The organism is Roseobacter sp. EG26 (assembly GCF_049830555.1).
In the GTDB taxonomy this organism is placed as follows: Bacteria; Pseudomonadota; Alphaproteobacteria; order Rhodobacterales; family Rhodobacteraceae; genus Roseobacter.
In genome coordinates this window covers 484,885-498,254 of sequence record NZ_JBNBLH010000001.1, presented here as the reverse complement: position 1 = coordinate 498,254, position 13,370 = coordinate 484,885, and the positions used below count along the sequence as shown (strand labels likewise).

Genomic DNA, 13,370 nt, shown 5'->3' with positions numbered 1-13,370 from the left:
TTAGACCTTGTCTTTCTCAGCCTCAGGGGTCACGTCCTTGGCTTCCTCGGACGCATTTGCGATCTCATCCTGGCCCTCGTTGATGCCCTTCTTGAATGACGTGATGCCTTTGCCCACTTCACCCATCAGGCTGGAAATCTTGCCACGCCCGAAAAGCACCAGCACAACAACCGCGATCAGCAAAAGGCCCGGCAGGCCAATATTGTTCAACATTTCAAATCTCCCATTTCGTAAGCCACCGCCAGCGGGGCAGCCTCAGTCGCCTTCAGTTCTAGGGAATTCCCAATTGGCCGAAAAGAACCAAAGCGGTTTTCAGAACCCGCAGCACGGCTGAATCTCGGAAAATTGAGAATGACCAAACTCAACTGACAGGTTTATGTCAGTTGCCTGCTGTCATGTCTATCCTCGACGCAAGACAATGAAAGGACAGATCATGCGCTTATTTCCCTATTCGACAACCGGTATCGCTTTCGGCGCGGCAGATGCGGCGCGAGGCGCTGCCAGATCCGTGACCGTTGCAGAAGTTGTCACCTTTCGGCTGGCCGAAGGCGTCGAACGCGACGTCTTTTTAAAGGCCGCCGGCGATATCGAACCGTTTCTGCGGGCATCGGGCGCGGTAATTTCGCGAACGCTCAGCGTCGATGAAGACGGCCTTTGGACCGATCACATTGTCTGGACGTCCATGAGTGCCGCAAAACAGACGGCCGAAGAGTTGATGGCTCATCCGGAAGCGATGCCGATGATGCAAGCCATCGAGGAAGGCAGCGCCAGCATGCGCCACGCGTCTATCGTGCTGACAATGGACTAAACAGGAGCAGGCTGGCACAACGGCACCATGCGCCGCACAGACCGCCTTTTCGACATTATCCAGATCCTGCGCGACGGGAAATTACACCGCGCGCAGGACATTGCCGAAAAACTGGAGGTTTCAACCCGCACAATCTACCGCGACATGGACACGCTCACCGCATCGGGCATCCCTGTGGAAGGCGAGCGCGGTGTGGGCTACATGATTACGCAAGCCATCACCCTGCCCCCGCTCACGCTCACCGTCGAGGAACTGGAAGCGCTGAACCTTGGCATGGCCATTGTTGGCGAAGCCGCTGACCCGGACCTCAAGGCGGCGGCGTTGAGCCTCGCTGACAAGGTTGATGCGGTGCTGCCGACCCAAACCGTTTCCGAAGCGGACGCGTGGAAATTTGCTGTCTATCCCTTTGCGGATGCCGCGCGCGGGTTTACGCATATGCCGGTTTTGCGGGCCGCCATCCGGGCGAAACAAAAGCTGCGGATAGTCTATACGTCCAAGGACAACCAGATCACGACACGGACGATCCGCCCGCTGCACATGGAATACTGGGGCCGGATCTGGACCTTGACGTCGTGGTGTGAAATGCGCGGAGCGTTCCGCGTTTTTCGAGTCGACCTGATCCAGACGGCAGAAGCGCTGCCTGAGCTTTTCGTTGATGAGCCCGGCAAGACCATTGCCGATTACGTGCCCTAGCAACACACCGCCTCGCGGCGCGGCAAAATATGGATTTATGTGAAGAAGTTTAGGTTTGAAGGGTGCCATTTCGTTTCGGGCCGAAACAGCACCATTTCACATCATAATCGTAAAAATCGCAATTTTATGCGTGGGTTAGCACCCAGCCGCATTGTTTGCCGCAACGCCGCCTGCAACGGCACCACCGGCTGTCAGGATGTCCCTGCCGGACCCTCCGCCAAGCTGGTTGCCCACAGCAGCACCGGCCAATGCACCAGCGACGCCAGCGCCCACACAGCCAACTTGTCTTTGCTGCTGAGGTGTGGTTGCGCAGGCCTGAAGAAGCCCCATTGCGACAAATGTTACTAAGATACCAGTTTTCTTCATTGCTCATTCCCTTTTGAAGGCAAGCCGGATCAACTCCAGCATTTTGCGGTATAAGTGCAGCATAAAAACGCAGCAAGGTGGATCGGGTTCCGTATGGCGGATTGGCGCCGCCGTTTCCGGCGAAAAAGCGCCGACCTCAGGGTTTCAGTCGCCAGCCCGTTTGGGGTGGCAGAAAGGCCTCAACACTGGCTTGAGCAATCACAATCGGATCGCCGGAAACCGTTGTGACGTTCAGCCCACCCTTTACAATCCGCACCTCGGCGCGCCCGCGCGGCAAGGTTGCAACCAGATGGTCCGCATCAACCGCATCCGGGTCCTGCACGCCGACCGTCACCTGCACGCGCATTTCGGAATGATCGAGCCCGATTGCCCCGAAAAGCGGTAGCGATGAGTGCCGAAAAGCATCCTCAATCGCCCGTTTTGCCGCCTTGGTATAATTCTGGCCATGCAGATCGTTGCCCATGCCCATCTCGATGATCACACGTTGCTCAGCCATCCTTGCGCTCCATGTCGAAACCGACCGTCAGCGCCACATTGGCCATGATCGTGGGGTTGCCGTCACCATCGGGTCGCGGTGCGTCCAGCCCGCCGTGGTGCACGCGCACATCTGCCTGGCCGTAAGGGAAAACCGCCAGAACCTTGTCAACATCCACCTTCTCGGGGTGCTGAACCCCGATTTCGACGATGATCTGCATGTCGGTTTTCTCAAAGCCGAAAAGCTCCGCGAGGTTGATCGAATTGTGCCAGAGCGCATCTTTGACGCCGCGCACCGCCGCTTCGGTGTAATCACCACGCCTTAGCGATGTGCCCATCCCGAATTCCACCAGTAGTTTTTCCATTGCGGTCTCCTATCTGCCCTCAGGCATCAAAAACAAAACACTTGTCGCGCCGGATCGTCAGCCACATCACAGTGCCGGATTTTGGCAGGAATACATTCGGGACAGTGGCGCGCAGAACCGAACCATCATAATCCATCGCAAATTCCACAAGGCTTTCATTGCCCATGAAACGCGCCCGCTGCACGACGCCGCGGGCCGCCGTCCCATCGGTAGCGGTTGGTTTCGGTCCGGTCCCGTTGCGATCAAAATCAATGCGAACGTGTTGCGGGCGAAAGACGATATCCACAGGCGACCCATCGGGATACCCGGGTGCCAGAAACTGCCCGAAAGGTGTTTGCGCCAGCGCGCCTGTTACCTGAGCGCGCAAAACGTTGGCATCTGAAAAGAACGACACAGCCGCACGATCGACCGGCCGTGTGTAGACATTGTAGGGCGCGCCATGCTGCACAATGCGGCCGTCACGCATCAAGGCGATCTCATCTGCCATGCGCATGGCTTCTTCGGGCTCGTGGGTGACAAGCAGCACGGCGGTGTCCTGCTCCTTGAGGATGTTCAACGTCTCGTCCCGGATGCCGTCGCGCAGGCGGTTATCAAGGCCTGAAAACGGCTCATCCATCAGCATGATCTTGGGTTTCGGGGCCAGCGCACGGGCCAGCGCCACACGCTGTTGCTCACCGCCCGACAACTGATGAGGATATCCGTCGATGAACCGCATCAGATCGACGCGTTCCAGCAGTTCCTCCACCCGTTTGCGCTTGTCTGCCTTGCTGCCGGATTTCAGGCCAAAGGCCACGTTTTCGGCCACGCTGAGGTGGGGAAACAGGGCGAAATCCTGAAACATCAGGCCAATCTCGCGACGCTCGGGCGGCAGGCGGAAAATCGTGTCACAGACCAGCGATCCGTCGACGTAGATTTCACCGCTATCCTGCATTTCAACACCCGCAATCATGCGCAGGGTGGTGGATTTGCCGCATCCAGACGGACCCAGCAGGCAGGTGACCTGCCCGGGCTGGATCGAAAAGCTGACATCATTGACCACGGCGCGCCCGTCAAACGACCGCATCAGGTTCTTGATTTCCAACCTTGGAGGTGCAGGTGTCACGCGGCGCTCATCAAATCCGACTGAAATAATCAGGTGATGAGCTATCAGCCCTTCCGCGCGCCCGCAAGCACTGCCACGAAGCCGATGCATAAAACGACGCAGCAGATCACCAGCAGCTGTTCGTATTTGTGACCTTCGGGCAAAAAGGCAGCCACGCCGTCCCAACCACGGGCAAAATAGACAAAGGCACCCGTCACCGCCGCCCCGAAGGCCGTGAGGTAAGACCACAGCGGGATGCGCCGCGCACCCACTAGTCCGATCAGCAGAACCGGGGTGAGGAACATCGAGGCCGTTCCGCTGACCGCCACCGCGTCAAAAAGCGTGGCGTTGCCCCAGAGTGTCAGCGCCGCCCCCAGCGCCATGACGACGACCATGACGATGCGCCCGCCCATGAGGCTGCGGGTGGCAAGACCCAGCTCTTCCACAGCCAGTCGCGCAGAGGAGGCCAGCGCGGAATCCAATGTGCTCATGGCCGAGACCAGCAGTGAGATGACCAGCAGGGCAAAGACCCAGGGCGGGAACATTCCGGCCCATGTGCCGATCAACTGCCCTTCGTAGGGCGCGCCAACGAGGCTGGCCTGAATGCCGAAGAACCCGAAGGCCAGAATGCACAGGGTCGAAATCCAGAAAGCATGCAGGAAGGACCGGCGCGTGGTATCTTTGTCGGCAAGAAACCCGCGGTCCATCATCACCGGATCATGGGCGGGGTAGGAAAAGACCTGAAGGGCCGCGACCACAAGCAGGATCCACCCGTTGTAAGGGCCTGATGCCCCCGGCGCGGTCAAAACGGCTGTCAGCGAAAACCCCGGGGTCAGAACCAGTGCGCCAAAAGCCAGCGTCAGCGCCACCAGAAAAAGCAGCATTTGCACCACATCCGTCCGCAGCGCGGCGCTGAGCCCACCCCAGGCGGAATAGGCCAGCCCCAGAACGGAGACGATGAGAATGGCAATCGTGCCGCTGCCGCCTGCCAGCGCGTCGAAAATCAGCCCGACCACCAGCAGGTTGGCAAAGACCTCGGAGAGCAGGCGCAAGCCGATCACCAGATTATAGGTCCCCTGCCCGAGGGTGCCGAACTGCACGCCCAGCCAGTCCTGAAGCGATCCCGCACCTTTGGCGCGCAGATGGCCCACAATGAAACCGCCGGTCAGAAACGACCCGTAGTAGGCCGCATAGGCAAGGGTTCCGGCGATCCCGTAGTAATATCCCAAAATGGCCGCATTCATCAGGGAACGCGCAAAAATCCACGTGGTCACCTGACTGAGCACCAGAACCCAGAGGCCCGGTGCGACACCGCTGTCGGATTTGCCGCTGAAAAAGCCGTCAACGCTGACACGCCGGGGCGCTGCCAGCAGGCTGGCGACGATGATCACACCGAAAATGACAACAAGAAGAGTGGTTTGCATTGCGGATGGGCCTTTTCTGTTTGACCCCAACCGGTACCCGACCGTCAGACGTGATGCCAGACGGGCGACGACAAGCTGTCAAAAACGTGAACAGACGTTTGAATAACGATCAGTCGGTCAGCTCAAAACAGGCCTGCGCGCGGTCAACGCCATTGACCTGAACGGTCACCATGTGCCTGCCCGGATAGAGACGAAAGGTTGTCGCATCCCCTTTGAGCTTATGCGCTTTGCTGACCCCAAAGGGTTTTGACGGCGTGGCCTTGCCCTGTTTAAGCTTGAAGACCTTGCTACCCTGCTTGCCCTCCGGGCGTGCAAAGGTAATGCGGTAATCCACAAGCACCGGCAAATCCGTCGCCGCCGCGACTTGGCAGTTAAACTTCAGGGTCTCACCCACGGCGAGCGTTGGAGTCAGGATGTCCAGATCGACCGTGACCGGTACATCCGGGTCATAGCCCAGAGCCATCATAGCGCCGGGGTGACCTTCTTTTATCAGGCTGCGCAGCGCATGACGGGTCATCCAGTCAAGCTCCTTGGCGGTCTGCTTTCCTGCCGCTTTCCAAGATGCCAGATGCTCCAGCACCAGATCGGAACGGATTTTGGACAGATCATTCAGATGGTTAGCCACCGACCGTGTGACATAGCGTGTGGGGTCGGCATGCAGGATATCCAGAAGCGGCAAGGTTTGATCCGGGGTCAGATCCACGGATTTGGCCCAAGGCAGCTTGGGGCGCGTCCCTTCGCTGACAAGGCGGCGTACGTGGTAATTGTCGTCTTGCACCCATTTTTGCAACATGGCGAGGGTTTCCTGCGGCCAACGGTTCAGAAAAGCGCGGATGTAGAATTCCATCGAGAACCGCTGCGTGGCCCGATAAAGCAGGTCCATTGCCCGGGGGCGGTGCGCCTCCAGCCCGTGGCGCACGGCCAGAATACCCGGCACCGCATGGATGAAATGACCGAAATCATCGTCCTGCAAAGCGGGATCCAGCGGCGCAGGCATGGCCGCTTCGAGTTGATCTGCCATGGCGTCAAAACCCTCTGCCAACTGCGCCTCAATGCAGTCGGCAAGCCATTCCAGACGGGCCATCAGTTCGCGCGTGTCGAAGCCGCCAAGCGCCGCGCGGGCAAATTTCTGCGGATCAAAATGTGGTACGCCCGCAGCATATTCCTGCGCAAGCTGATCCACGGTCTGCGGGTTGAACAGATGATCCTTCAGCGAAAACTTATCAGCCATGGGTCAGATCGTGGCGTTGGTGGCACCACCATCCAGAAGAATGTTCTGCCCCACCATGAACCCTGCATGTTGCGAGCATAAAAACGCACAAACAGAACCGAATTCTTCCAGCGTCCCGTATCGACCGACGGGAATCGTCGCGGAACGACGCGCCCGCGCTTCCTCCAACGTGATCCCTTCTCGCTCGGCCACCGGGCCATCCAGGGCTTGCGCGCGGTCGGTTGCGTGAATGCCGGGCAACAGGTTGTTGATCGTCACGCCGGAGCCTGCCACCTGACGGCTGGTGCCTGCCACATAGCCCGTCAACCCGGTGCGCGCGGCATTGCTCAATCCCAACTGCGGTATGGGCGCTTTGACCGATTGCGAGGTAATATTGACCACCCTGCCCCAGCCGCGTTCCATCATGCCGGGGACAAGCGCTTTGATCATGGCAATGGGCGACAGCATATTGGCATCAAGCGCCGCGATAAAGTCATCGCGATCCCAGTCATGCCACATGCCCGGTGGCGGCCCGCCCGCGTTATTGACCAGAATATCAGCGCTGCCAACCACCGAAAGAACATCCGCGCGACCCGAATCCGTGGTGATATCGGCAGCAACCGCCTCGACCGATACGCCGTGTTCCGAACGGATCTTTTCAGCCGCTGCTTCCAGGGCCTCCTGACCGCGCGCATTCATGACCAAATCGCAACCCGCCGCGGCCAAGGCCTGTGCACAACCAAAACCCAACCCTTTCGAAGATGCGCAAATTACCGCGCGTTTCCCCTTGATGCCCAAATCCATAACATGCTCCCCTTCGTTTCAGACTATGCCTAACACCGTGACGACAGAAGAGACCAGCAAAAGACTGCACCATCTTTTCGCGTTGCGACAAACCTGCGTTAACACCTTGAAAGTCAAACGATGCCAAACAGCAAAGGAACATGCTCCTGAAACACACAGATACCCCGGATCAGTCCTTCGCAACCTTTCTGGCATCTGAAATGACCGTAATTTCCGGCGCCAATGATGGCGACGGGTTGGGCGACGCAGATGATCTGGTACTGGACGATATTTATTCTCTGGTGAATCCGCCGCTTTTGCACCGGCTAATGCTGCTCTGCAACGACCGTGGGCAGTATCACATCGCACCTGCCAGCGAGGCCGGTGTGATCGGTGCAGAGGTCCGCCTTGACTGTGTTGTGACGCTGATGTCCGATGATGCGCCCCTGACCGAAGTCGTCATTTTGGTACAGTTGGACAGGGACGGTGCAACAGATGAGGTTTTCGCCCTGCCGTTGGGCGCGCTAAAGGCGCAGATGAACTACCAGTTGATTGGTGTCGACACACATAAGGCTGCATTGAGACTGGCGCAGGCTTCCTGCGGTTCGCTCACGCGCGGGACTGTGATCACCACCGGCAAAGGCCGTCAGAAATGTATCGAGGACCTGAAAATCGGCGATCCGGTTCTGACCCGTGACAATGGCATCCAGCGCTTGCGTTGGATTGGGCACAGCACGCAACGCGCTCTTGGCGCCTTTGCCCCGGTTCGCATTCTCGCCGGAGCGCTGCAAAATTCGTACGACCTGATTGTCAGTGCCAACCAAAGATTTTTGATCTCCCGGCACCCTCACCAAACAGGGGTGGGACATTCCGAATTGCACGTCAAAGCGGCCGATCTTGTAGATGGCCACTCCATACGGGCGTTGTCAGGGGGGTTTGTAGACTACTATCAACTAGTCTTCGACACCCGCGAGGTCATCTACGCGCATGGCATTGCAATCGAAACCCTGCCAATTGACGGGCGCACAGCACCGCTGATGCCGTCCGAAATATTAAACGATTTCAATATACGGCGAACGTCTAACGCCCCCATACTGACCCACGGCACTGCGGCTTGCGGTCATGTGGCGGTGGATGCAGATATCATGGACCATCTGCGCAATGCCACGCTGAGCTAGATCAGGACCAGGGGTCATCGCATTTGCAAGACCTGGCAGCCCGCTCATCGCTTGCCGCGCCCTGCCCGCCTCGCTATACGCGCACCCATGCTGGATTCATCTCACAATCGCCCCGAGTTGCCGCCTGAAATTGCACGGCGTCGCACCTTTGCCATCATCAGCCACCCCGATGCGGGCAAGACCACGCTGACGGAGAAATTCTTGCTGTTTGGCGGGGCCATCCAAATGGCCGGACAGGTACGCGCCAAAGGTGAAGCACGCCGGACCCGTTCGGATTTCATGGCCATGGAAAAGGATCGTGGCATTTCGGTTTCCGCCTCGGCCATGTCTTTTGATTTCAAAGAGTTCCGGTTCAATCTGGTGGACACACCCGGTCACTCCGATTTCTCCGAGGACACCTACCGGACGCTAACAGCCGTGGATGCCGCCGTTATGGTCATCGACGGTGCAAAAGGCGTGGAAAGCCAGACGCAGAAGCTCTTTGAAGTGTGCCGCATGCGCGATCTGCCGATCCTGACCTTCTGTAACAAGATGGACCGCGAAAGCCGCGACGTTTTTGAAATCATTGATGAAATTCAGGAAAACCTGGCCATCGACGTGACACCGGCCAGCTGGCCCATCGGCGTCGGGCGCGATTTCCTGGGGTGTTATGATATCCTGCGCGACCGTCTTGAGCTGATGGACCGCGCGGATCGCAATCGCGTGGCCGAGACCATCGAGATTGACGGGCTCGAAGACCCGAAACTCGCCGAACACGTGCCCGCCGCACTGCTGGACAAGCTGCGCGAAGATGTCGAAATGGCGCGTGAATTGTTGCCGCCCCTTGATCTGGCCGCGATGCATGAAGGCTCGCTGACACCCATCTGGTTCGGGTCCGCGATTAACTCCTTTGGCGTCAAGGAGTTGATGGAGGGCATTGCCAGCTACGGACCAGAACCCCAAATCCAGTCCGCGGAGCCGCGCCAGGTGCTGCCCGAGGAGAAGAAGGTGGCGGGTTTCGTCTTCAAGGTTCAGGCCAATATGGACCCCAAGCACCGCGACCGCGTGGCTTTTGTACGTCTGGCTTCAGGCCATTTTCAGCGCGGCATGAAACTGACCCATGTGCGCACCAAGAAACCCATGACCATCAGCAACCCGGTCATGTTCCTTGCCTCAGATCGGGAGTTGGCCGAGGAAGCATGGGCGGGCGACATCATCGGCATTCCCAACCATGGTCAATTGCGCATCGGCGATACATTGACCGAAGGCGAAGCCATCCGCGTGACCGGCATCCCCTCTTTTGCGCCTGAGCTTTTGCAAGGCGTGCGGGCGGGTGACCCGCTCAAGGCCAAGCACCTTGAGAAGGCGCTGATGCAATTTGCCGAGGAAGGTGCGGCGAAAGTTTTCAAACCGTCGATTGGTGCAGGCTTCGTCGTGGGCGTTGTGGGGCAGTTGCAGTTTGAGGTGCTGGCCAGCCGGATCGAGCTGGAATACGGGTTGCCGGTGCGTTTTGACGCCTCGCAATTCACCTCTGCCCGCTGGGTCAGCGGTGACAAGCAGGCCGTCGAGCGTTTCTCGGACAGCAACAAGCAGCATATCGCCCATGATCACGATGGTGACATCGTCTACCTGACGCGCCTACAGTGGGATATCGACCGGGTCGCCCGCGACTATCCGGACGTCAAACTGACGGCAACAAAGGAAATGATGGTCTGACGGCCTCGCCATGAACAATAAGGACGAAATTCATCGGGGTGGCTACTTCAAGCTGATGCGCGAGCTGGAGCGGCGTCAGCGGCCTTTCGAAGAGCTCGACGAGATTTTACCTCCCGAAGATGTCGACCTTGAGGCGGTACACACCCGCAAGGTTGTGGCACCGGAGGTGGATTTTCGCGACGCGGCGCGGTTTTCGGCAGGGCGTAAATGGGTTGAGCTTCAGGCGCAGTTTGAAGGCGAAAGCGCGCTGCATCACCTGCATGCCATGCTGATCGCGGTGACGCGGCGACGCGATCCTCCTCAACGCGCGCTGGACCTGTTTTTTCGCATCTGGGCCGAGCACGGCAATGCCATGGCGCGCGAATTGCCCACGCGCTGGTTGATCTCTGCAGCAACAACGTTTGCAGATGTTGGCCAGAACGGCGATCAACGCGCGCTTGGCATGGGATTGTCGACGCTGTTTGACATGATCAAGCTGCATGACAGCGAACGCCGCGTCACAGGTCTTGCAAACAGCACGCCTTTCCGCCGCAAACCCGGCATCAGGCGCCCGGCGCTGGCATTTCAGATGCAGCCCTATTCGCTCAAGGGCGGCGATCTGGACCGTGTTCTGCTGTCGCGGCTCTGGCAATTGTGCGAACGCGATGCAACCATCCGCCCGTTGGGCATGCGCATGCTCTGGATGGCCATGACCGATCATCGCAGCATTCTGGGCCGCGTGCAGAAATTCAAACCAAAGGACGATACGTGACCCGCGAGGTCAAATGGGGGCTTTGCGCCACGGCCAAAGCCTCGGCCACTGACGTCCTTCGCTTTGCCGCCTTTCATCTGAGCGCTGGGGCGCACCGGGTTCACATCTTTCTCGATGCGCCAAATCCAGATGCTTTTACCCACCTCAAGGCGCACCCGAAATGCCGCGTCACCCTTTGCGATGATACCTATTGGCGCAGGCGTGGCGGCAAACCACCCGTCAAACATCAGGTCAGACAGTCGCGCAACGCGACGCATTGCTATCAGCGCGCGGGTGATCTGGATTGGTTGATCCACATGGATGTCGATGAATTTCTGATCGCAGAAAAACCGCTTTGGCAGCATCTGTCCCAACTGCCCGAGACATGCGTGAGCGCGCGCATCCGCCCGATGGAAGCCTTGGCTCAATTGCAGCCCATCGGGGAAACCATGGCCTTCAAACGGTTTGTTCCCAACGGCCCCGACCGCCTGGCCACCGTCAAGGCGCTCTACCCGACCTACGGGCAGTATGTGAAAGGCGGGTTTCTGAGCCATGTTGCCGGCAAACTCTTTGTGCGCACCGGACGAAACGATGTCGAGGTGCGGATTCATAACATCTTTCAGTCGGACACAATGAACCCCGCGGAGGCCGCGTTAACTGATGTGGCCTTGGCCCATGTACATGCCGCCACCTGGGAAAGCTGGCGCGCCGCCTATGACTACCGCCATATCAAAGGCGCCTACCGAGCCGACCTCGCCCCAGCAGAATCAGGCGGCGTGACGTTGCACGACTTTCTCGCTCAGCTTGTGCAATCCCGGGACGATTCGGGGCTGCGTCATTTCTTTGACGAAGTCTGCGCCGATACACCCGATCATCGTGCCCGCCTTCAAGCCCATGACCTGCTGGCAGAGTACCGGCTTGACCTCGATACGCTTGTTAACCAGCATTTCCCTGATTTCACGGGCGGATAGCGCAATTATTTGACGCTGGTAACACTTGTTGATATGGACGCGGAGCATGTCGCGACAAAGGTCGCCACTTGGGCCATTCGGGCCGACATGAACGCTGCTGCGGGCCAAAATAGTGTCCGCCAAAACCGGACATATATGACCAAATTTACTGATTTGAATCTGAACCCCAAGGTTCTGAAAGCTGTTCAAGAAGCAGGCTATGAAACACCCACGCCCATTCAGGCGGGTGCGATCCCGCCTGCTCTGGAAGGCAAGGACGTGTTGGGCATCGCCCAGACCGGCACCGGGAAAACCGCCAGCTTCGTGCTGCCGATGATCACGGCCCTTGCGCGCGGACGCGCCCGGGCACGCATGCCGCGCAGCCTTGTGCTGTGCCCCACCCGCGAATTGGCCGCACAGGTCGCGGAGAATTTCGACACCTATTCCAAGCACCTCAAGCTGACCAAGGCGCTGCTGATCGGGGGCGTGTCGTTCAAGGAACAGGACACGCTGATCGACAAGGGTGTGGACGTTCTGATCGCGACGCCGGGCCGGTTGCTGGACCATTTCGAGCGCGGCAAACTGATCCTGTCGGACGTCAAGGTCATGGTGGTGGATGAGGCCGACCGCATGCTCGACATGGGCTTTATCCCGGATATCGAACGCATTTTCGGCCTCACGCCCTTCACCCGGCAGACACTGTTTTTCTCCGCCACCATGGCACCTGAAATCGAGCGGATCACCAATACGTTTCTTTCAGCACCTGAACGGATCGAGGTGGCGCGCCAGGCGACGACCGGCGAAAACATCACGCAGGGCGTTGTCATGTTCAAAGGCTCACGCAAGGACCGCGAACCGTCGGAAAAGCGCAAAGTGCTGCGCCGCATGATTGATGCCGAAGGCGACACATGCACCAATGCGATTGTCTTCTGCAACCGTAAGGTCGACGTGGATATCGTTGCAAAATCGCTGAAAAAATACGGCTATGACGCCGCCCCCATTCACGGCGATCTGGACCAGAGCCAGCGCACCCGCACGCTTGACGGCTTTCGCGACGGGACGCTGCGGTTTCTGGTGGCGTCGGACGTGGCCGCCCGTGGGCTCGATGTGCCGTCGGTCAGTCATGTATTCAACTTCGATGTGCCGAGCCATGCCGAAGATTACGTGCACCGCATTGGCCGCACCGGACGTGCCGGGCGCGACGGCAAGGCGATCATGATCTGCGTGCCGCGTGACGAGAGAAACCTTGCGGATATCGAACGGCTTGTGCAGCGCGAAATTCCCAGGCTCGACAACCCGCTCGCGGCGGAAAAAGCTGCCGACAAACCAGCGGATGCGGAGAAAGAGGACAAGCCCAAGCGCAGCCGAACGCGCAGCCGCAAGAAAGACGACGCCGCCCAGAAATCACCTGACGAGGCTCCGGCAGCGCAAAGCACGAGTGAAACAGCGGACGTGCAGGCTGCTCAAGAGCCTAAACGCAGCGCCCGCAGCCGCACATCGGGACGCGGCAAGCAGAGCAATGACCGCGGTGGCAACAAGGTTGTCGGCCTAGGCGATCACACGCCGGAATTTATTGGGCTGAGCTTCAAGGAACGCAGCGCCGGATAAGCAGG

The 13,370-nt window shown here is 58.8% G+C and carries 15 protein-coding genes; 7 read left to right on the top strand and 8 right to left on the bottom strand.

Annotated features, from left to right (window positions below):
- Window positions 1-213, bottom strand: a complete 213-nt coding sequence (tatA, locus tag ACOTTU_RS02475) for a twin-arginine translocase TatA/TatE family subunit (protein WP_298912727.1) — start codon at window positions 211-213, stop codon at window positions 1-3.
- A gap of 220 nt (window positions 214-433) precedes the next feature.
- Here tatA and ACOTTU_RS02470 point away from each other — a divergent pair, with 220 nt between their 5' ends.
- Both ACOTTU_RS02470 and ACOTTU_RS02465 read left to right on the top strand, forming a co-directional pair.
- Window positions 434-808, top strand: coding sequence for a hypothetical protein (locus ACOTTU_RS02470; RefSeq protein WP_425655942.1), 375 nt, complete (start codon window positions 434-436; stop codon window positions 806-808).
- A gap of 27 nt (window positions 809-835) precedes the next feature.
- Window positions 836-1,501, top strand: coding sequence for a helix-turn-helix transcriptional regulator (locus tag ACOTTU_RS02465; RefSeq protein WP_298912731.1), 666 nt, complete (start codon window positions 836-838; stop codon window positions 1,499-1,501).
- Between the two features lie 135 nt (window positions 1,502-1,636).
- Here the strand turns inward: ACOTTU_RS02465 and ACOTTU_RS02460 are convergent, their stop codons facing one another.
- From ACOTTU_RS02460 to ACOTTU_RS02430, 7 genes are all read right to left on the bottom strand, one after another.
- Window positions 1,637-1,867 (bottom strand): hypothetical protein, encoded by a 231-nt coding sequence (locus ACOTTU_RS02460; protein WP_298912732.1) that lies wholly within the window; start codon window positions 1,865-1,867, stop codon window positions 1,637-1,639.
- A 136-nt stretch (window positions 1,868-2,003) separates the two neighbouring features.
- Window positions 2,004-2,363 carry a Lin0512 family protein gene (locus ACOTTU_RS02455; protein ID WP_298912734.1) on the bottom strand — a complete coding sequence of 120 codons (360 nt, stop codon included), beginning with the start codon at window positions 2,361-2,363 and terminating at the stop codon, window positions 2,004-2,006.
- Window positions 2,356-2,706 (bottom strand): Lin0512 family protein, encoded by a 351-nt coding sequence (locus tag ACOTTU_RS02450; protein ID WP_425655941.1) that lies wholly within the window; start codon window positions 2,704-2,706, stop codon window positions 2,356-2,358. The genes ACOTTU_RS02455 and ACOTTU_RS02450 overlap by 8 nt, the downstream gene beginning before the upstream one ends.
- 19 nt (window positions 2,707-2,725) lie before the next feature.
- Window positions 2,726-3,769: an ABC transporter ATP-binding protein gene (locus ACOTTU_RS02445; RefSeq protein WP_425656449.1), complete on the bottom strand. Its 1,044-nt coding sequence runs from the start codon at window positions 3,767-3,769 to the stop codon at window positions 2,726-2,728.
- An 83-nt stretch (window positions 3,770-3,852) separates the two neighbouring features.
- A complete protein-coding gene (locus tag ACOTTU_RS02440; RefSeq protein WP_425655940.1) occupies window positions 3,853-5,211 on the bottom strand; it encodes a sodium:proline symporter in 1,359 nt (452 codons plus the stop codon).
- A 109-nt stretch (window positions 5,212-5,320) separates the two neighbouring features.
- Window positions 5,321-6,442: a DNA alkylation repair protein gene (locus tag ACOTTU_RS02435; protein WP_425655939.1), complete on the bottom strand. Its 1,122-nt coding sequence runs from the start codon at window positions 6,440-6,442 to the stop codon at window positions 5,321-5,323.
- Between the two features lie 3 nt (window positions 6,443-6,445).
- Window positions 6,446-7,225 carry an SDR family oxidoreductase gene (locus ACOTTU_RS02430; RefSeq protein ID WP_425655938.1) on the bottom strand — a complete coding sequence of 260 codons (780 nt, stop codon included), beginning with the start codon at window positions 7,223-7,225 and terminating at the stop codon, window positions 6,446-6,448.
- 140 nt (window positions 7,226-7,365) lie between these two features.
- Here ACOTTU_RS02430 and ACOTTU_RS02425 point away from each other — a divergent pair, with 140 nt between their 5' ends.
- From ACOTTU_RS02425 to ACOTTU_RS02405, 5 genes are all read left to right on the top strand, one after another.
- Window positions 7,366-8,382, top strand: a complete 1,017-nt coding sequence (locus tag ACOTTU_RS02425; RefSeq protein WP_425655937.1) for a Hint domain-containing protein — start codon at window positions 7,366-7,368, stop codon at window positions 8,380-8,382.
- 87 nt (window positions 8,383-8,469) lie between these two features.
- Window positions 8,470-10,077, top strand: a complete 1,608-nt coding sequence (locus tag ACOTTU_RS02420; RefSeq protein ID WP_425655936.1) for a peptide chain release factor 3 — start codon at window positions 8,470-8,472, stop codon at window positions 10,075-10,077.
- A 10-nt stretch (window positions 10,078-10,087) separates the two neighbouring features.
- Window positions 10,088-10,828, top strand: a complete 741-nt coding sequence (locus ACOTTU_RS02415) for a hypothetical protein (protein ID WP_425655935.1) — start codon at window positions 10,088-10,090, stop codon at window positions 10,826-10,828.
- Window positions 10,825-11,778 (top strand): glycosyltransferase family 2 protein, encoded by a 954-nt coding sequence (locus ACOTTU_RS02410; protein WP_425655934.1) that lies wholly within the window; start codon window positions 10,825-10,827, stop codon window positions 11,776-11,778. The genes ACOTTU_RS02415 and ACOTTU_RS02410 overlap by 4 nt, the downstream gene beginning before the upstream one ends.
- A gap of 135 nt (window positions 11,779-11,913) precedes the next feature.
- Window positions 11,914-13,365 (top strand): DEAD/DEAH box helicase, encoded by a 1,452-nt coding sequence (locus ACOTTU_RS02405; protein WP_425655933.1) that lies wholly within the window; start codon window positions 11,914-11,916, stop codon window positions 13,363-13,365.
- Window positions 13,366-13,370: the final 5 nt, after the last annotated feature.